General features: G+C 62.0%; 16 protein-coding genes and 1 riboswitch. Of the genes, 2 read left to right on the top strand and 14 right to left on the bottom strand.

The window, feature by feature from the left end:
- Positions 1-45 precede the first annotated feature (45 nt).
- The 7 genes from RlegSU303_RS21910 to epmA all read right to left on the bottom strand — a co-directional run bounded on the left by RlegSU303_RS21910 (position 46) and on the right by epmA (position 8,235).
- A complete protein-coding gene (locus RlegSU303_RS21910; RefSeq protein WP_094087143.1) occupies positions 46-2,526 on the bottom strand; it encodes a glycoside hydrolase family 2 protein in 2,481 nt (826 codons plus the stop codon).
- Positions 2,527-2,542: 16 nt separating this feature from the next.
- On the bottom strand, positions 2,543-3,505 hold the full coding sequence (locus RlegSU303_RS21915) for a DUF1839 family protein (protein ID WP_043294775.1): 963 nt from the start codon (positions 3,503-3,505) through the stop codon (positions 2,543-2,545).
- Positions 3,506-3,513: 8 nt separating this feature from the next.
- Complete coding sequence (locus RlegSU303_RS21920; protein ID WP_026158933.1) at positions 3,514-4,422, bottom strand: amino acid--[acyl-carrier-protein] ligase; 909 nt, start codon at positions 4,420-4,422, stop codon at positions 3,514-3,516.
- Positions 4,423-4,427: 5 nt separating this feature from the next.
- Positions 4,428-5,609 (bottom strand): acyl-CoA dehydrogenase family protein, encoded by a 1,182-nt coding sequence (locus tag RlegSU303_RS21925; protein WP_231283309.1) that lies wholly within the window; start codon positions 5,607-5,609, stop codon positions 4,428-4,430.
- Positions 5,609-5,860, bottom strand: coding sequence for an acyl carrier protein (locus RlegSU303_RS21930; RefSeq protein ID WP_003543737.1), 252 nt, complete (start codon positions 5,858-5,860; stop codon positions 5,609-5,611). Before RlegSU303_RS21930 ends, RlegSU303_RS21925 begins: the two co-directional genes overlap by 1 nt.
- A gap of 264 nt (positions 5,861-6,124) precedes the next feature.
- Complete coding sequence (locus RlegSU303_RS21935; protein WP_131644559.1) at positions 6,125-7,177, bottom strand: lysine-2,3-aminomutase-like protein; 1,053 nt, start codon at positions 7,175-7,177, stop codon at positions 6,125-6,127.
- Positions 7,174-8,235, bottom strand: a complete 1,062-nt coding sequence (gene epmA, locus RlegSU303_RS21940; protein WP_131644560.1) for an EF-P lysine aminoacylase EpmA — start codon at positions 8,233-8,235, stop codon at positions 7,174-7,176. Before epmA ends, RlegSU303_RS21935 begins: the two co-directional genes overlap by 4 nt.
- 148 nt (positions 8,236-8,383) lie before the next feature.
- Here epmA and efp point away from each other — a divergent pair, with 148 nt between their 5' ends.
- Positions 8,384-8,953, top strand: coding sequence for an elongation factor P (gene efp, locus RlegSU303_RS21945; protein WP_017962511.1), 570 nt, complete (start codon positions 8,384-8,386; stop codon positions 8,951-8,953).
- A gap of 204 nt (positions 8,954-9,157) precedes the next feature.
- Here the strand turns inward: efp and RlegSU303_RS21950 are convergent, their stop codons facing one another.
- From RlegSU303_RS21950 to metA, 6 genes are all read right to left on the bottom strand, one after another.
- Positions 9,158-9,886 (bottom strand): SIS domain-containing protein, encoded by a 729-nt coding sequence (locus tag RlegSU303_RS21950; RefSeq protein WP_029870843.1) that lies wholly within the window; start codon positions 9,884-9,886, stop codon positions 9,158-9,160.
- Positions 9,887-9,903: 17 nt separating this feature from the next.
- The gene (gene nagA / locus RlegSU303_RS21955) at positions 9,904-11,055 is read right to left on the bottom strand and encodes an N-acetylglucosamine-6-phosphate deacetylase (protein WP_131644561.1); all 1,152 of its coding nucleotides are present in this window, start codon (positions 11,053-11,055) and stop codon (positions 9,904-9,906) included.
- Positions 11,055-12,086, bottom strand: coding sequence for an SIS domain-containing protein (locus tag RlegSU303_RS21960; RefSeq protein WP_131628249.1), 1,032 nt, complete (start codon positions 12,084-12,086; stop codon positions 11,055-11,057). The genes nagA and RlegSU303_RS21960 overlap by 1 nt, the downstream gene beginning before the upstream one ends.
- Positions 12,083-12,856 (bottom strand): GntR family transcriptional regulator, encoded by a 774-nt coding sequence (locus tag RlegSU303_RS21965; RefSeq protein WP_131644562.1) that lies wholly within the window; start codon positions 12,854-12,856, stop codon positions 12,083-12,085. The genes RlegSU303_RS21960 and RlegSU303_RS21965 overlap by 4 nt, the downstream gene beginning before the upstream one ends.
- A 162-nt stretch (positions 12,857-13,018) precedes the next feature.
- Positions 13,019-14,041, bottom strand: coding sequence for an aldose epimerase family protein (locus RlegSU303_RS21970; protein ID WP_168279269.1), 1,023 nt, complete (start codon positions 14,039-14,041; stop codon positions 13,019-13,021).
- Positions 14,042-14,267: 226 nt separating this feature from the next.
- Entirely contained in the window at positions 14,268-15,191 is a 924-nt protein-coding gene (metA, locus tag RlegSU303_RS21975; protein ID WP_027668526.1) for a homoserine O-acetyltransferase MetA, read from the bottom strand.
- Positions 15,192-15,239: 48 nt separating this feature from the next.
- A riboswitch (SAM riboswitch) is annotated at positions 15,240-15,317 on the bottom strand.
- A 114-nt stretch (positions 15,318-15,431) separates the two neighbouring features.
- On the opposite strand from metA, the gene RlegSU303_RS21980 reads away from it, so the two are divergent.
- Positions 15,432-17,321 (top strand): ABC transporter ATP-binding protein/permease, encoded by a 1,890-nt coding sequence (locus tag RlegSU303_RS21980; protein WP_206106436.1) that lies wholly within the window; start codon positions 15,432-15,434, stop codon positions 17,319-17,321.
- Between the two features lie 71 nt (positions 17,322-17,392).
- Here RlegSU303_RS21980 and RlegSU303_RS21985 read toward each other — a convergent pair whose 3' ends face one another.
- Positions 17,393-18,022 (bottom strand): hypothetical protein, encoded by a 630-nt coding sequence (locus tag RlegSU303_RS21985; protein WP_131644565.1) that lies wholly within the window; start codon positions 18,020-18,022, stop codon positions 17,393-17,395.
- Positions 18,023-18,076 lie beyond the last annotated feature (54 nt).

Genomic DNA, 18,076 nt, shown 5'->3' on the forward strand with positions numbered 1-18,076 from the left:
ATCACGGTCTTTCCCAATGGATCGGCATCATCCTTCGCAGGGGCGTCAGCCCTCGATTGCGACGCGATGCGAACTGCCTAGACTTCTGATCTCGCCCGCAGGCGGAATATCGCTTTCCACGCCGGACAGCGCGTGGAGCTTCACGCGCCGCATCGCGCCGGGGGCAAGGTGGAACCAGTCGTCGTCGGCCCGATAGCCTTCGACGTCGATATGCACAGATTGCGTCAGCCGGTCGGTCCTGAGGTCAACGAACCAGTCGTCGCCGTCTCTGGTGAATGATGCTTCGATCCCTGCATCATGCAACGCCTTCCCCCGTCCGCACGGGAAATGGAAGCTCTCGGCGAGAATGGTGCCGTTCGCCAGCGAGCGCAGGCGCGCCACACTGGCATCATGCGCCGGCGGTCCGAAACGGAAAGCATAGGTCGTGTCGAAGAAGGCGCCGAACAGCGCGGTGCAGGCAAGGCGCTCCGTGTCTCTTGCCGCCAGCTTGAAGGCCCTGCTGCCGCTGACGACCTGCTGTTTTCCGCCGCGCAGGCAGACGACCTCGAGCTCGACGTCGAGTGCTGCATCCGTCTCGTTGATGACATGCACGTCGAGACCGTTCGTTCCCTCGTCGGTGAAGACCGCTTGCACCGGCCGGAATGCACGGCGCATCGCATACCAGGCCGGCTTCGGCTCTCCGGTGGAATCGATCACTCCCCAGCCGGGGCCGGGCAGCAGGTCCTGCAGCGTCCAGACGAGCGCACCGTTGCAGGCGGAGCCCTTGCGCCGCCATTCGGCAAAAGTCTCCTCGATCACCTCGCCGGTGACGGCGCGGGAGAAATCGAGATAGCGTTCCGGATCTTCGCGGCGCAGATGGGCCGGATCGAAACCGTAGAGAAGCTGCAGGTAGAAATCGCGAACATCCTCGAAATCCCACGATGCGCTGCGGTCGCGGGGCACGCGAGCCTTCCACAGCGGGCTGTGGACGGCGGGCACATCGAGATGACGCAGCAGCGTCCTTTGCTGCGGCACATGCGCGAATGCGAGGCTTTCGGAGGCAAAACGCACATCGGCGCGGCGCGCATCTGCAATCGGCCGCATATAGGCGCCGACGCCGTAATAATGCGCAATACCGGCATTGGGCGAAAAGGGCATCGCCCCGCCATGCGGCGAGTTCGGCACGTAGGGCACGTCAGGGCGCATGCGCGCGACGACCGCCGGGATAATTTCATCGGTGACCGGCCCGCTCCAGAATTCCTCCGGCAGGCCGAGCATCGCCGCCTGCTGGTGGATTTCGCTGCCGCCGCAAAGCACGGCCAGTGAAGGCGACGCCTGCACGCCGTGCAGGAATTCTTCGACCTCCGCATGCACGTGGCCGAGAAAAGCCTTGTCGTTGCGCGGATAATCGAAATTGGCGAACATGAAGTCCTGCCAGACGAGCAGGCCGAGTTCGTCGCAGAGCGCGAAGAAATCAGGCGTTTCGTAGGCCATCGTGCCGCCGATGCGGATCATGTTCATGCCGGCTCCAGCGGCCAGCCGCAGGAACGGCTCATAATCCGCCCGCCCGCCCGGCAATCGCGCGATATCGGCGGTCGTCCACACCGCGCCGCGGCAGAAGATGCGTTCGCCGTTGACGAGGAGCGCGAAGTCATCGCCATCAGCACCACGGTCGACGTCGATACGTCGAAAGCCGGTCCTGCCGAGCGGATATTCCACGCCGTCGGAAACCAGCGTCAGCGCGTAGAGACGCGGAGCGCCATGCGTATGCGGCCACCATGCCTCGATATCGGAAAGCTTGAGGATAGCCGAGTAATGACTGTCACCGACCTTCTCGAAGGCCTGCTCCATTCCGCCGCAGCGCAGCAGCATCGCCGGATCCTCGGCATTGCTATGGAGGGAAACGCTGAGACGGCCGACGCCACTCTCCTCCAATACGGCGCGGATGGAGACATTGTCGATCGAGATCGGATGACGCCGCACCATCGAAATCGCCCGCCATGGCCCGACGGCATGGATATCGGGGCACCAGCCGGGCATATGACCGAGCAGCGTCGTGCGGAAATTCTTCAAGCCCGCCGGCGTGATCATCTGCGGCCGCCAGCGCGCGCGCGGGCCCGGCTCCGACAGGCGGGGGCCGAGCGCCCGGAAGCACAGCGCCAGTTCGTCACCGCCCGAAAGCGTCACCGGAATCTCGTGCGCCGTGAACATGCTCTCGGAAAACAGGATTTCCTGGCCGTTCAGGAAGACATGGCAGAGCGTCGCCAATCCTTCGAAACGCAGGATCGCGTCGCCGGGCTCGGCATCGAAAAGCCGGCAGAGATACCAGGCATCCCGAGTGTTCAGCGGCTCGGGATTTTCACGGTCGAAGAGCCCGGCTTTTTCAAGCGCGGCGGCGACGGTGCCGGGAACCGGTGCTGGAATGAATTGTGCCGACAGCGGGATGTCGTGCGGCACGGCGCAGGCGCCCGGCTCCGTCAGGATCAGGTTCCAGCCTTCGGAAAGTAGACTTTCCTCGGCACCGATGCTTGCCAAACGCCCCCGCATGGTCAGATCTCCGGCCTCAGATTCGCCCCGCAAGCGACGCCATCATGGAATCCCATGCATCGACGGCCGGATCAAGTGCTGCCTGCAACGGCTCGAATTTCCTGCGGGTGACGGCGCGGGCAAGCTGGAACTGCACCGACTTCGCCACCTCCGAAATACGCCTGGCATGCTCGGCGGCAGCCGCGAATTCATCGGGTGAAACCCAGGCGAGGTGATCGGCCGCCAGCTCGAAATTGGCGCCCACCTGGCGAAGTGTGTTGAAGGCGTATTTGTGGAAAAAGCCGAACGGCCGCTCTGCCACCGCCTCGACCTGTTGCGGAAAAACGCTTGCAAAGGCGCGGATCGGGTTTTCGTGGGGACGCCGGGCGAAGTGAAAGCCGGCAAGCCGCCGCGCGGTCGCGCGCAGATGCGCCTCGTCTGCCGGCCTTTCCGGGAAACGCGCAAATTCCGTATAGGGCAGGAACGGCGGGTCGTTTTCCGTCAGATGCAGCTGGAACAGTCCGTCGAAATCCTCCCCTTCGAGACGGAAATAACCGGCATTGTGGAAATAATCGACGCGCTTGGCCGCAACGTCCAGCCGGTTGATCGCAACGGTCGTCTTGCCGTGCTCCTGCCGGTAGGCGGTGCCGCGCGTATCCGGCATGTAGAAGGAATCCATTTCGATCAGGCAGAGACGAGCCCGAGCGATCTGAACCTCGACATGGCGTTCGACACGGTCGTAGATGGCAAGCTCGGTCGCACGAATGCCGTAGAGCGCTTCGAGATCCTCGAGCGGCACCTTGAAGAAGGTGAACTGGTCGCCCTCGAAATCCTGCGTCAGGGTAAAACCCAGCATCGCCTCCGGCGCAACGCCTGCTGTCGCCAGTACCTCGATCCAGAGATCGACATAACAATTGGTTTCCGGCCAGGCGCGCTCACTGGAATGCAGCGCATGCGGCCGGTAGGTTTCCGGGTGGATTCCCGAAAAGACCGATGTCATCGATTTGCTCAGCCCCACAGCGCTTTCCGTACGCTGGCCGGCCATTGCTTCACATCGAGTCCGTGATGATGGAAGAGGGCAAGGGCGATGCGCTCCAGTCCGAAGCCGACGCAGGCGGTGTGCGCGACACTGCCGTCTTCGAGATTGAGACCCCACTTCGTGCCGAAGGCATCCTGATGGTAGTTGAAGCTCATGCAGGCGGTCGGATTGGCAGCCGAGGTGATCGGGATCAGCAGCTCGAACTTCAGGTTCTGGTCGCGCTGATTGTTGGCGAGCATCTTGCCGGCGCGGCCGAAGAACGGATCATTGGCGACGTCGATCGTCACCTCGAGGCCGACGGTCTTCATCATCTCGACGCCGCGATCCATCCAGCGCTGGCGGAAATCGGTGACGTGCAGCTCTGTACCCATGCAGACATATTCGCGCATACGGAACAGCTGCTGGCGGGCAGGGTCTTTCGACGGCTCATGGCGGAAGCAATAGGATTGCAGGTCGAAAAGGCCGCCCGTCTTCGGCAGGTTGCCGCGCTTGGCGATCGTCGGATAGAGCGGATAGCAGGCAGCCGGCGTCAACACGATGTCGGTCGCCTCCTGTCCCTTGGTCCAGTCTTCGCCGACTTCCATGCATTGCAGCAGGCTGACATGATCGAGCTCGCTGCCGCAGAAGCTGTGGACCGTGCCGGCGAGCTGCGGAAAGCTCTTCATGTAGCCGCTCTTCTCGAAGAAGGCGCGGTTCATGCCGGGCGGAAAGCGCATGGCTTCGGCACCATCGGCGCCGCCGAACGTGTCGATCAGGCGCTCGAAGGCAGCGATCACGTCTTCGAACTGGCCGCTACGGCCGTAGAGCCCGTCGATGCCGGTATCGATCAGCAGACCGGATTCGAAAAGCCGGTCCAGAAACGAGGTCTGCATATCCATGACTGTCACCCCAGTAGGCTAGTGTCCTGCTTATGGACAAGAAGCATGCTCGACGTGTTGCCGAGGATGCGGTCGTTCGAAATCATGAGCTGTGCGGAATGCGCGTCGCGCAGATGGCGTCCGAGGCTGAAGGGCGTGCCGTTCTTATAGCCCATGATGCCGCAGATCAGCATGGCATGGTTGACGATCTCCAGGATCGTCTCGGACGAGGCGATCTTGACGTTGTTCATCGCCACCGCAAATCCCATCGAAGACAGCCTGTCGGCATCGGCCTTGGCATCCTCATAGGCCTTGAGGCCGGCGACCACGTTGGATTTCACCATCTGCAGCAGGTTCGAAACCTCGGCGAGGCGCAGCGCGCCCGGCGGTTGGGCATCCGGCGCCTTGCGGGCAGCGGCGCGCACGAAAGCCTGGGCGCGCACAACGGCGTCGACGGCGATGCCGTACCAGACGCCGCTCCACAAGAGGTGCGAGGAGGCAAGCATGGATTGCGCCGCAATCTCAGCGAAAGGCTTCGGCAGAATCTGGCAAGCGGGCGCTTCGCCCTTGAACAGGAAGCCGTCGGAGCAGGTACCGCGCATGCCGAGCGTATTCCAGACATGCGTTTTCTCGAGCGTGTACTGGTCCTTGAGGAATGCCGTCAGTACCTGATCGGAGGAAGTCGCCTGCGCGTGGGCACGCGAGGTGATAAGGATGGCGTCGGCGTGCGAGCCGTAGGAAATGACGGTCGCATCCTTTTCGAGGCGGCACGTGTCGCCATCGACCTCGACCGCACAGATGCTGTTGCGCAGGTTTCCGCCGATACCGCCTTCGGTGGTGGCGGATGCGATCAGCAGCTGTTCGGCGGCGATGCGGCGCATGAAACCGCGATGCCATTCGCTGTCGACGCCATGTTCAACGAGGCTCGACAGCTTGATGTGGTGCATGGCGAAGACCATGGCGCTTGCGGCGCAGGCCTGGCCGAGCATCGAGCACAATTCGGCGATCTCGGTGATCGAGGCGGATTCGCCGCCGAGATGGCGCGGCACCTGGATGCCGAGCAGCCTTTCGGCCTTCATCGCATCGACGGCTTCCCGAGCGAAGCGGGCTTCGGCATCAACGGTATCCGCGTATTTCGCCGCGATTTCGGCGACACGGGCCACCCTTGTGACAAGACCGTCCTGCATGATCTTGACGGGGAAATTCATCAGGCGACCTTCCGGCTGTCCCGGATGAGATCGACGGTCCTGGCGATCGCCGAGATGCTCGCGAAGGATTTGCGGTTCAGGAGATTGTCGGGAAATTCGATGTCGAAGGCCTCTTCAAGGCCAAGCATCAACTGCACAGAAGCAAAGGACGTCAAACCTGCCGCATAAAGATCGGCGTCGTCGGCGACCTGGTCGATCGACCCAGGAAGCTTGCCGAATTTGGCTACGAGGTCGCGGATTGCCTTATTCATCCCATCACTCCAAGATTCTCATGATCCCGAACCGGCGTTCATCGCCTTGTCATGAGCGTTCTTTTAGTGCGGAAAACAGAACATTCCGCTAATTTATTGAGTTAAATATGACTGAGGCTCACAGTTAGGATTTTAGCGATCATTCCCGCACCGTCGTAAACAACCACCTTATATCAATGACTTAAGGTAATTTCGATACTGCGACACACTCTGGTTTGTGCCGTGGAGAGTACAGAAATGACACGCAAAACGCCGCGTTTTGTCTCAATCGGCCGGCGGATAAGAATGCTCGTTGCCGCGATAATCGGTGACGGAATAACATCCGTCGCCTGTCGCCCGGATCGCGCTCGCACTGACGACCGCCTTGCCGTGACCGCCTGGGATATCGAGGATGTAGGCCGGCTGGCAGAGCCCGGAAATCCGCCCGCGCAATGCCGCGACGATCTCCTGCCCCTCCTCGATCGTCACTCTGAAATGGCTGGTGCCGGGCGCCAGATCCGGATGATGCAGGTAATAGGGCTTGACGCGGATTTCGACGAAGGCCTTCATCAACTCCGCCAGCACGGCGGGATCGTCGTTGACGCCCTTGAGCAGCACCGACTGGCTGACCATGGCAATGCCGGCATCGACGAGGCGGCCGCAGGCGGCCCGCGCTTCCGTCGTCAGCTCTCTCACATGGTTGGCGTGCAGCGCGATATAGACCGTCTTGCCGCTCGCCTTCAGTGCCGCGATCATCGCCGCATCGATCTTCCCGGGATCGACGACCGGAACACGCGTATGGAAACGCACGATCTTCACATGCGCGATCCCGGCAAGCGCCTCCATGATCTGGTGGAGCCGGCGCGAGGAAAGCACCAGCGGATCGCCGCCGGTGAGGATGACCTCCCAGATCTCCTCATGACCGCTTATATAATCGAAAGCGGCCTGCATCGCCGCGGCATCGAGTGTGCCGAGGCCCTGCGGCCCCACCATTTCGCGCCGGAAGCAGAAGCGGCAATAGACCGGGCAGACATGCACGGCCTTGAGCAATACACGATCGGGATATCGGTGAACGATGCCTTCGACGGGGCTGTGGGCATGATCGCCGATCGGATCGGCGCGTTCTTCCGGGGCGATCGTGAGTTCGGCTGCATCAGGCACGAATTGCCGAGCGATCGGATCATCGGGATCGGTGCGGTCGATGAGCTTGCTGATCGCAGGCGTCAGCGCAATCGCGTAACGCGCCGCAACCTCCTCGAGCCCTGCACGATCGCCAGGCGCGACCAGCCCCGCCTTCACAAGATCGTCGACGCTCTTGATCGGTTTGACGGCATTCATCTTCCAACCTCCGCCACCGGCGCCCAGAGCACCTGGTCGATGCGCGATGCTCCCGTCGCCAGCATCACCAGCCGGTCGAAGCCGAGCGCGATACCGCTTGCCTCAGGCATCAGCGGCAGCGCAGCGAGAAAATCCTCGTCGATCGGATAGGTCTCGCCGTAGACCCGCGCCTTCTCGGCCATCTCGATCTCGAACCGTCGCCGCTGTTCGGCAGCGTTGGTGAGTTCGCCGAAGCCGTTCGCAAGCTCGACGCCGCAGGCATAGAGCTCGAAACGCTCGGCAACCCTCGGATCGCGTGCCGAGGGACGCGCAAGGGCTGCCTCCGAGACCGGATATTCGTCGAGGATGGTGATGCGGCCGAAACCGAGGCGCGGTTCGATCTTTTCGACCAGCACCCGGCTGAAGAGATCGGCCCAGCCGTCGTCATCGGCAGCACGCATGCCGACGCGCTTCGTCTCGGCGGCCAGATGGTCGCGGTCAGTCGAACCGTCGGCTGCGACCGAGGCGAGAAGATCGATGCCGGCATGACGCTCGAACGCTTCGGCAACGCTGATCCGCTCCGGCCCCGCGAAGGGATCGCTCTCGGCGCCGCGATAGGCAAGCTTCCCGGTCTTCGCCGTCTCAGTCGCCAGCGCCAGGATCCGCACGCAATCCATCATCAGGCTCTCGTAGCTTTCGCCGGCCCGATACCATTCGAGCATGGTGAACTCGGGATGATGCAGCGGCCCGCGCTCGCGGTTGCGGTAGACATGGGCAAAACACGAAATGCGTTCCTCGCCCGCCGCAAGCAGCTTCTTGCAGGCAAATTCCGGCGAGGTGTGCAGATAGAACGGCGCCTTTTGCCCATCCGTCGTCAGTGCTTCCGTCGCGAAGGCATGCAGATGCGCCTCGTTGCCGGGGGAGATCTGCAGCACCGCCGTATCCACCTCGATGAAATCCTCGCGCGAAAAAAATCCGCGCAAGGCCGCTTGGATCGCATTACGCCCGATCAGGAACGGACGGCGGTCGGCATGCACGGACGGGGTCCACCAGGGGGACGCTTTCGCCGAAGAGTTCATTCCAAGCTTTCTTCGCCGGAGAGGCCGGTATGGGGGGTGGCTATTTCCCGGATTTTAGGTTAGTTGCGCCCCAAAGAAAAACATTTGCGTCTTTGGAGCGTCTCGTCAGTCATCTACGACGCCGAAAGCCGAGTTACAAGGAAGTCTTATGGTCAAGGTCATCGCCTCTTCGGTCCGCAAGGGCAACGTTCTCGATGTCGACGGCAAGCTCTACGTCGTTCTCACCGCCCAGAACTTTCATCCGGGCAAGGGCACGCCGGTCACCCAGGTGGACATGCGCCGCATCGTCGACGGCGTGAAGGTTTCCGAGCGCTGGCGCACCACCGAACAGGTCGAGCGCGCCTTCGTCGAGGACGTGAACCATCAATTCCTCTACGAGGACGGCGAAGGCTTTCACTTCATGAACCCTCAAAACTACGATCAGGTCGTCGTCGATGTCGACACGATGGGTGACGACAAGGCTTATCTGCAGGAAGGCATGACCTGCGTTCTGTCAATGCATGAAGGCATTGCGCTGGCGATCCAGATGCCGCGCCACGTCACGCTCGAAATCATGGAGACGGAACCGGTCGTCAAGGGCCAGACGGCTTCGTCTTCCTACAAGCCGGCGATACTGTCGAACGGCGTGCGCGCCATGGTGCCGCCGCACATCAATGCCGGCACCCGCGTCGTCATCGCCACGGAAGACAATTCCTACGTCGAACGCGCCAAGGACTGATCCTGGTTTCAGCCTATCGAAGAGGCCGGCTCACGCCGGCCTTTTTTGTATCCGCCGTCTCATGATGCCGAAAACCGCTCACACTTTTCGGCATCATCCATCTAAAGCGCGTCGCAATCTTTCAGATTCGCTCCTGACGCTTTAGCTCTTTGTTTTACGCATGCCGTTATCGCAAAACCGCGGCACACTTTTGCGCGACATGCTTTAGAGATGCGGGTTGCGCGGCCGGTATTTCTTGACGAGCTTCTGGTTGATCTCGGCAGCACCCGGCATGTTGGCGCTGAGATAAATCGGCGCATCGCCGGATTTGGAAAGCTCCGAGGCGACTTCGGCGAAGATCGCATTGATCACCGTCACCCCGACCGCCGTCGAGACTGGCCCAACCCGAAGCCCCGTGCCTTCGAGATCGATAACGGCGTCACCCGGTGGCAGCCCGTTGTCGAGCACCACATCGGCCACGTCGGCGAGCCGCCGGCGGCCATTGGCGATCGCTGAAGAGTAGGCGATCGACGTGATGGCAATCACCTTTGCGCCGATTTCGCGCGCATAGTCGGCGGCCTCGATCGGCGCGGCGTTCACGCCCGAATTGGAGGCGATGATGATGACATCGCCCGGCTGCATGCCGTAACGCTCCAGCATCGGCCGCACCAGGCCCTGCGTGCGCTCATAGACCGAACTGATGACCGCGCCCTCATGCAGCATGGCCGAGCCGACGAGTACCGGCACGGTGAAGGCGAGCCCGCCGGCACGATAGTGCACCTCTTCCGCCAGCATATGCGAATGGCCGGTGCCGAAGACATAGACGCGCTTGTCGCCGCGGGCAGCATCGAGGATGACGGCTGCTGCCTGCGCCATCGGCTGGGCAAGCGTCTGCTTCAGTTCTTCCAGCCGGCCGATGAGGTTGGAGAAATAGGCATCGGTAATGTCGGTCATCCCACTTTTCCTTGATTTCAGGCCGCTTCGCCGCTGAGCCAGGTGGCGGTGACGGCAAGCGCATCGGTGAGATGCACGAGATCGGCACGCGCGCCCGGCGAGAGATGGCCGCGATCGCCAAGCCGGAGGAACCGGGCCGGATAAAGGGTCGCCATACGCAAAGCCTCGGCGAGCGTCAGGTCGAGATAGGTGACGCCGTAGCGGATGGTCGAGATCATGTCGACGTCGGAACCGGCCAGCGTGCCGTCGGACAGCACCAGCTTCGAGCAGAAGCCGCCCCTTTCGCGCCGGACGGTGCGCCCGTTCAGCGTGAACGAGTCCTTTTCCGACCCGACGAGCGACATCGCGTCGGTGACGAAGAACAGCTTGCCTTCGCCGCGTTTGGCGCGCAACGCCGTGCGCAGGGCCTTCGGATCGACATGATGGCCGTCGGCGATAATGCCGCACCAGGTCGAGGGATGATCGATCGCCGCGCCGACGAGACCGGGCGCCCGGTGTCCCAACTGGCTCATGGCGTTGAAGAGATGCGTGACGCCCCGCGCACCGGCATCGAAACGTTCTTCCGCCGCCTCGCTCGAACAATCGGAATGGCCGATGCTGACAGTGACGCCGGCCTCCGCAAGCTCGCGCACCTGGGCAACCGTCACCTGCTCGGCGGCCATCGTGACGAGCAGCGTGCCGATTGCCTCGCGCGCCCGGATGAAGGCTTTGACATCGCGGTCCTCCACCGGCCGCATCAGTTCGGCCAGATGCGCGCCCTTGCGCGCAGGCGCCAGATGCGGGCCTTCGAGATGCAGGCCGGCGACGCCGCGGTTCATTTTCACTGCCTCCTTGGCCGCCTCGATGGCGGCAATGGAGGCCTCTGATGTATCGGTGATCAGCGTCGGCAGCAGCGACGTCGTGCCATAGGGTCGGTGCCCGCCGGCGATAATGTCCATCGAGGCAACGGACGGCTCGTCGTTCAGCATCCGCCCGGCGCCGCCATTGACCTGCGCATCGATGAAGCCGGCCGACAGAACACCGCCGGCAAGCGTCACCACCTCGCCGTCCGGCAGATCGTTTCTGGCAGCGATCGCTTCGACGCGGCCATCGGCAACGATGAGGGCTTTGTCGTCATGGAAGCGCTCGCCGTCGAAGATGCGGGTGCCGAGGAAGATCTTGCGTCCCATCAGACCGTCTCCGTCACCTTGAGCAGGTTTGCCGGCTTGTCGGGATCGAAGCCTTTGCGGCGCGTCACCGACTCGATCAGCCGGTAGTAGACGAGCAGCGACACCAGCGGATCGACCAGGCCGTTGCCCGTCGTCGGCACGCGCAGATGGGCGCCGGAAAGCGGCTGCGTCGAGAAGCCGACGGTGGTGGCGCCGAGTTTCTGCAGGCGTTCCAGCGCCTGGACATTGTTGGCGAAGGCCGCATCATCGGGCGTAAAAGCGACGATCGGGAAGCCCGGCTGCACCAGGCGCATCGGGCCATGCATCAGTTCCGCCAGCGAGAAGGCTTCGGCATGCAGGCCGGAGGTCTCCTTGGCCTTCAATGCCGCTTCGAGCGCGATCGCGAAAGCCGGGCCGCGGCCGGCGGTATAGAGCGAGGTCGCGTTGAACAGCACCTCCTCGGCTGCCGCCGTGTCGATCCCGGCAGTTGCCGAAAGCGCCTCCGGCAGCTTGCCGAGCGCAGCAGCCAGGTCGGACGCGCCGCCGATCGCAGCCGTCACGCCGGCAAGGGCGGCGACCGAGGCGATGAAGGATTTTGTCGCCGCGACGCTCTTTTCCGCTCCGGCATTGAGGCCGAGAACGATATCGGCCTGTTTCGCAAGCGGGCTGTCGGTGACGTTGACGACGGCAATCGTCGTCGCTCCGCCCTTCTTCGCCGCATCCTGCAGCGCGACGATGTCGGGGCTGGCACCCGACTGCGAGACGGTGAAATGGACACCACCCTTCAGATGCAGCGCCGCACCATAGACCGAAGCGATCGACGGGCCGACCGAGGCGACCGGAACGCCGCAGGTAATCTCGAAGAGATATTTGAAAAAGGTGGCGGCGTGGTCCGAGGAGCCGCGCGCCGCCGTCGTTACCACGCTCGGGCGGGCGGACGAAAACAGCCGGGCAATCTCGGCAAAGACCGGTTTTTCTTTTTCGAGCAGCGTGGCCACCACCTCTGGCGATTGGCCGGCTTCTTGCAGCATCAGTGACTGGTTGTCATTCATAGGTCATCTCCGATTCTCAATTCGGCTACGAAATCATAGGCATCGCCGCGATAATGCGAGCGGGTGTATTCGACGACGCGTTGGTCTTCCAGCCGCGACACACGTTCGATCAGGAGCGCCGGCGCGCCCGATTTGACGTTCAGGATTGCGGCGGAGGACGGGTCGAGCGTGACCGCCGTCAGCCGCTGCAGCGCGCGCACGGGCCTGTGGCCGCTGGCCGTCAGTGCATCATAGAGCGATCCCTCGCCACCGGCATCGTGCCCGAGGAACTTGATCGGCACCACGGCGCGTTCAATCGCCAGCGGCAGGCCGTCGGCAAGGCGCAAGCGGTCGAGTCTCAGCACCGGCTCGTCGCCGCTAAGGCCGAGCAGGAAGGATTCCTCCGGCGACGGCGTGTTGACCGCCCGCGACAATATCCGTGCGGCCGGCAAACGCCCGCGCGAACGCATGTCGGCGGAGAAGGAGGAAAGCCGCCAGAGCGACTGTTCCATGCGCTCCACTCTGCTCGACACGAAAGTACCGCTTCCATGGCGCGATTCCAGTGCGCCGGATGCCATCAGATCGCGATAGGCGGTGCGCACGGTGACACGGCCGAGCTTCAGAGCCTCGGCAAGGTCTCGTTCACCCGGCAGCGCGGTGCCGGGCTTCAGCAGCCCTTCCTGGATGAGGCCGGTCAGCGTCTGCGCCAGCCGCTTGTAGAGCGGCCCGGTCAGCGCCTCGTCACGCAGGCCGCGGCTGTTCAGTTCCGCTATCAGACTGGTTCTATCCATGGGCGCACAATAGAACCTATATAGAACCAATCGGCAAGGCACAATCGAACATGGAACGAAAAAACCCTCGCCGGCGGACCGGCAAGGGTTTCATAGCGCTCAAATTTGACAGTCGTGCGTCGACAGCACCTCGCGTTAGGAACGCGCGGCGCCGGAGGATGCTCAGTTCTTGGTGAAGATATAATCCGTCTCCTGGCGCAGCACTTCGCCGGGGCGCAGGACCGCATTCGGAAAACCTTGGTGATTGATGGCATCCGGCCAGACCTGCGTCTCCAGGCAGAAGCCGGCAAATGGGCCGTATTTGCGCCCGCCGATGCCGGGCGCCCCGACATCGAGCTTAAAGCCGGCATAGAACTGCACGCCTGGCTCGGTGCTGCGCACTTCCAGCGACACACCGGAATAAAGGCTGCGGGCAAGCGCGACGCTCCTTTTGGCGGTACGCTCGCGGGACAGGCAGAAATTATGGTCATAGAACACTTGTTCGCTGCCGACGAAACGCTTCATCGGCGCCATCTCGCGGAAATCGAATTCCGTGCCGTCGACGGAACGGATCTCGCCGGTCGGCACCTGCTTCTCATCGGTCGGCAGATAGTGATCGGCGGCTATCATGATGTCATGGCCAAGCGCATCTTCGCGGCCGTCGAGATTGAAATAGGCGTGCTGGCAGACATTGGCGAGCGTCGGATGGTCGCTGGTCGATTCGTAGGTGATCGACAGTTCGCCGTTGCCGTGCACCCAGAACGTCGCCTGGATGGTGCAATTGCCGGGATAGCCGGCGCGGCCATCGGGATCGACGATCTTCAGCACAACGCGGTCGACGTCGTGCTCGACGATCGTCCAATTGCGTTTGGCGATATTGTCGCTGCCCCCATGCAGATGCGTCACGCCGTTTTCATTCAGTTCGAGCTGATAGTCCTTGTCGTCAAGCGCAAACCTGCCGCCGCCGACGCGGTTGGCGCAGCGGCCGGGTGTCGCGCCGAAATAGGACGAATAGAGAGGGTAGCTGTCAAAATCGTCGAAACCGAGCTGCAGCGGCGCATCATGTCCCTCGAGGCGCAGATCCTGGATGACCGCGCCCCAGCTGATGATCTTGGCCGTCAGCCCCCCGCCCTTGATCACGACGCGATAGACGGTCTCGCCCGCCTGCGTCTGCCCGAAAACGTCCCGCTCCAACTTATCCGACATGATCGACCGTCCATTCTGTCCCTGCTGCACATCCCTCAATTCGGAATCGATTTGAGGAATGTGCAGCGATTGAAAGTGTGCATTGCACGTCCGACGAAGACGCGCGGTGTGGTAGGCTTCAGGACAGGAACCTGCCCGGATTTGCTTCGATCCGCAACCGGCGGATCAGAAAGAAAAGCCACAGCAGTGGTGCGGCGGCATCGGCTCCAGGCGTGATCGGCAACGGTCAGAGATCGCTGCCGATCTCTTCCACATCAAAGGGCGTCGTCTGGTAGATTTCGTTGATCCAGTTGCCGAACAAAAGATGCGCATGGCTGCGCCAGCGGTTCTGCGGCGCAAGCGCCGGATCGTTATGCGGGAAGTAATTGTGCGGCATCTTGATCGGCACGCCGGCATTGACGTCGCGGAAATACTCGTCGGAAAGCGACGTGGAATCATATTCGACATGGTTGAACATGTAGAGCCGCCGGCCCCTCTTCTCGTGCACGAGGCAGACGCCCATTTCGCTGGACTCCATCAGGATCTCCAGGCTTTCGGATTTCTCGATATCGGCGCGGCGCACCTCGGTCCAGCGCGACACCGGCACTTCGAAATTGTCGGAAAAGCCGTTGAGATAGATCGAGGAAGGCTTCAGGTTCCGGTGGCGGTAGACGCCGAAGGCCTTCTCTTTCAGCTCGTATTTCGGAACGCCGTGAAAATGATAGACCGCCGCCATCGCGCCCCAGCAGACATTCATCGTCGAATGGACATTCGTTTCCGTCCAGTCGAGAATCTCCTGCATCTCCGGCCAATAGGTGACGTCCTCATAGGGCAAAAGCTCGATCGGCGCCCCGGTGATGATGAAGCCGTCGAACTTGCGGTGCTTTACCTCTTCCCAAGTCTGGTAGAAGGCGAGCAGATGATCCTCGGACGTATTCTTCGCCTTGTGGCCGCCGATGCGAATGAGCGACAGCTCCACCTGCAGCGGCGAGGCGCCGACGAGGCGGGCCATCTGCAGTTCGGTCTTGATCTTGTTCGGCATGAGGTTGAGCAGCCCGATCTGCAACGGTCGGATATCCTGACGGATCGCCAACGTCTCGGTCATCACCCGCACACCCTCCTGAACCAGGGTTTCGAAGGCGGGCAGCGTATCGGGGATCTTGATGGGCATTGCGGACACTCGATCAAAAACAAAAAACCGGCGGCGACAAAAATCGCTACCGGTCCGCACGCGGCCCTTTAGCGACTTTTTTAACGTGGCTGCAAGCCGGCCGGCCAAATCACCACGGAGGCCTTAATTAGACCCAGTCGGATTGCGAATCAACTGGCGAATACATGCAGGAGAGACTCATGCAAGCATCATCACACTTTAATGACTGATAGAATCTGTTGATAGACCGGTAACGCCACCATGTTATTTATAAGGGTATGGGCGATTTGGAAAAGCGTAATGGCAGATAAAATCGAGGGGAGGCCGGGCATCCGGAGGCAGGATAGGGTAGGGTATGATTTAAGCCTGACATATCGCCTCGGCGTCATGTTCTCAGCATTCTGGAATTCGGAAGTGCGTGGCAAGGTGCTGTTTCTGGCGACCGTGCTGATCCTCGTTATCCTGGCGACGTCCTACGGCCAGGTCATTTTGAACGAGTGGAATGCGCCCTTCTACGACTCGCTGGAGCGCCGCGACCTCGGCGAATTCTTCCACCAGCTCGAAATCTTCGCGATGATCGCCGGCACACTGCTGCTGCTCAACGTGCTGCAGGCCTGGCTGAACCAGATGACGGCGCTCTATATGCGCGAAGGCTTGTCACGCGATCTGGTTGACCAGTGGCTGAAGCGCAAGCGGGCGCTGCGGCTTGCCTCCAGCGGCCTGATCGGCGTCAATCCGGATCAGCGCCTGCACGAAGATTCCCGCAACCTCGCCGAAAGCACGACGGGGCTGGTTCTCGGCCTGCTGCAGTCGACCATTCTTCTGGTGAGCTTCATCGGCGTGCTCTGGGAACTTTCCAGCGGCTTCATCTTCCGCATCAGCGGCCATAGCTTCTCCATTCCAGGCTACATGGTCTGGGCGGCGATTTTCTATGCCGCTTCCGCCTCGGTGCTGAGCCAGGTCGTCGGTCGGAAGCTGGTGAAGCTCAATGCCGACCGTTTTTCGAAAGAGGCCGAGCTTCGCTTCACGCTGATGCATGCCAATGAGAACATGCCGGCAATTACTGTTGCCCGCGGCGAGGAGAACGAACGCCGGCGCATCAACACCGACATCAGCTCGGTCCTGACAGTCGTCAAGCGGCTTGCCATGGCCAATACCAATCTCACCTGGGTTTCGGCCGGCTATGGCTGGCTGGTGATCGTCATCCCGATCATCGTTGCCGCCCCCGCCTATTTCTCCGGCGGCCTCACCCTCGGCCAGCTGATGATGTCGGTCGGTGCCTTCAACCAGGTCAACACGGCGCTGCGCTGGTATGTCTCCAATTTCGGCCCGATCGCCGAATGGCGCGCCACGCTGATGCGCGTCACCGATTTCCGCCAGGCGCTGGTCGAGATGGAAGAGGACTTCGACCTCAAGGACAGCATCGCCTATGAAAACGCCGCGCCCGACACGCTGACGCTGAAGGACGTGGTGATCGTCGCCAAGATCGGCGAAGACATCGAGGAATGCGGCGGTTTCCGTCTGCGTGAAACCAATGTCGTGATCAAGGCCGGCGAAAAAATCATGATCAACGGCGATCACAGCGTCAATCGCAAGCTGCTCTTCCAGGCGATGGCCGGCCTCTGGCCGTGCGGCAGCGGCACGATAGGCCTGCCGCCAATCGACGACATGCTCTTCGTTCCGCAGGTTGCCTATGTTCCCGGCGGCACGCTGCGCGAGGCGCTGGCCTTTCCCGAACGTCCCGAAGCCTACGAGAAAGCCGCCGTCGAGGCGGCCCTCGACAAGGTTGGCCTGCATTCGCTGATCGCAAGGCTCGATACCCGCGCCCGCTGGGACAAGATGCTCGACGGCGACCAGCAGAAAGCGATCGGATTTGCCCGGCTGCTTCTGGTGCGCCCGCGCTGGATCGTCTTCGACGAAGTGCTGGAAGGCATGGAGCCGGAATTACAGGAAACGATGGCCAAACTGCTCACCTCGATGCCCGAAAGCGGCATGATCTATATCGGCCGCTCCGAGGCCTATCTCGAGGCGCTGAGGCCGCGCGTGCTGCATCTGCAGGCGCTGCCGTCAGCATCCGAGGAGCCGCCTGTCGTCCAGACCGGCGCCAGCGCCAGTGTCGGCGCTGCCGCCGTGCCGGCGCCGGCGCTTTGATGCATGCCGCCCAAAAGTGTGGAGCGGTTTTGGGATGACGGCATGCATAAGACGAAGATTTGAGCCGATGGTCACATCGGCGGTATGACGCCGTTGAGGCCGACGGCGATCTGGCTGGCCGAGATGCTGCCATCCGCCGCCTTCTCGCCGGTGACGACGACGCCGGCGCCGGCCTTCAGATCATCCTTGGTCGCAGGCGCCAACGTCACGATCGGCGTGCCATCGGCAATCGTGATGGTCTTTTCCTTGCCCTGATAGGTCAGCGTGATCGTGTGGCCGTCGACGGATTTGACGGCGTTGCTGACAGTCGCGTTGGTCATCTGGCTGTTCGGCTGCGCATCCCAGGGACGGTTGCCCTCACCGGTTCCTTTCATCGACGCCGGAAAGATCAGCACCTCGATCGCCCCGTCCGGGCCCGTGCCCTTCGGAAGCGAAGCGACGCCGACGAAATCGCCGGGTTTGATATCCTCGACGGAAGCGTTCTTGATGCCGCCGACCTTCCAGCCGGCCTTCAGCGCGACCGTCGCATCTTTGCCCTCGCGCGTCTTGACGACGAGCGTATCGCCGGTGAGGCTTTCGATTGCGCCGCGAACACGAATGCGCTGGGCATCCTGCGCCTGTGCGGCTTGCGACAGGGCAAGCGCAACGAGGCTGCCGGCGGTAAGTGCTGTGAGAAAACGGGAATGAGGCTTGCGAGACATATGACTTTTCCTTGTCGCCATTGCGATCGGCAATATCCCCGGCTACCGGACGGC

Origin of the sequence: Rhizobium sp. SU303 (assembly GCF_021052345.1) — a bacterium.
Classification (GTDB): domain Bacteria; phylum Pseudomonadota; class Alphaproteobacteria; order Rhizobiales; family Rhizobiaceae; genus Rhizobium; species Rhizobium laguerreae.

What these genes read in the sequence shown, in the direction of transcription:
- RlegSU303_RS21925 (WP_231283309.1), bottom strand. Translation starts at nt 5,609, where the DNA reads ATGAATTTCCCCGTCAAGATCATGCAGGACGGTCTTGTCACAAGGGTG.
- RlegSU303_RS21985 (WP_131644565.1), bottom strand. Translation starts at nt 18,022, where the DNA reads ATGTCTCGCAAGCCTCATTCCCGTTTTCTCACAGCACTTACCGCCGGC.
- RlegSU303_RS21960 (WP_131628249.1), bottom strand. Translation starts at nt 12,086, where the DNA reads ATGAATGACAACCAGTCACTGATGCTGCAAGAAGCCGGCCAATCGCCA.
- RlegSU303_RS21970 (WP_168279269.1), bottom strand. Translation starts at nt 14,041, where the DNA reads ATGTCGGATAAGTTGGAGCGGGACGTTTTCGGGCAGACGCAGGCGGGC.
- RlegSU303_RS21915 (WP_043294775.1), bottom strand. Translation starts at nt 3,505, where the DNA reads ATGACATCGGTCTTTTCGGGAATCCACCCGGAAACCTACCGGCCGCAT.
- epmA (WP_131644560.1), bottom strand. Translation starts at nt 8,235, where the DNA reads ATGAACTCTTCGGCGAAAGCGTCCCCCTGGTGGACCCCGTCCGTGCAT.
- RlegSU303_RS21910 (WP_094087143.1), bottom strand. Translation starts at nt 2,526, where the DNA reads ATGCGGGGGCGTTTGGCAAGCATCGGTGCCGAGGAAAGTCTACTTTCC.
- RlegSU303_RS21980 (WP_206106436.1), top strand. Translation starts at nt 15,432, where the DNA reads ATGTTATTTATAAGGGTATGGGCGATTTGGAAAAGCGTAATGGCAGAT.
- RlegSU303_RS21935 (WP_131644559.1), bottom strand. Translation starts at nt 7,177, where the DNA reads ATGAATGCCGTCAAACCGATCAAGAGCGTCGACGATCTTGTGAAGGCG.
- RlegSU303_RS21920 (WP_026158933.1), bottom strand. Translation starts at nt 4,422, where the DNA reads ATGGATATGCAGACCTCGTTTCTGGACCGGCTTTTCGAATCCGGTCTG.
- metA (WP_027668526.1), bottom strand. Translation starts at nt 15,191, where the DNA reads ATGCCCATCAAGATCCCCGATACGCTGCCCGCCTTCGAAACCCTGGTT.
- RlegSU303_RS21950 (WP_029870843.1), bottom strand. Translation starts at nt 9,886, where the DNA reads ATGACCGACATTACCGATGCCTATTTCTCCAACCTCATCGGCCGGCTG.
- RlegSU303_RS21930 (WP_003543737.1), bottom strand. Translation starts at nt 5,860, where the DNA reads ATGAATAAGGCAATCCGCGACCTCGTAGCCAAATTCGGCAAGCTTCCT.
- nagA (WP_131644561.1), bottom strand. Translation starts at nt 11,055, where the DNA reads ATGGGACGCAAGATCTTCCTCGGCACCCGCATCTTCGACGGCGAGCGC.
- RlegSU303_RS21965 (WP_131644562.1), bottom strand. Translation starts at nt 12,856, where the DNA reads ATGGATAGAACCAGTCTGATAGCGGAACTGAACAGCCGCGGCCTGCGT.
- efp (WP_017962511.1), top strand. Translation starts at nt 8,384, where the DNA reads ATGGTCAAGGTCATCGCCTCTTCGGTCCGCAAGGGCAACGTTCTCGAT.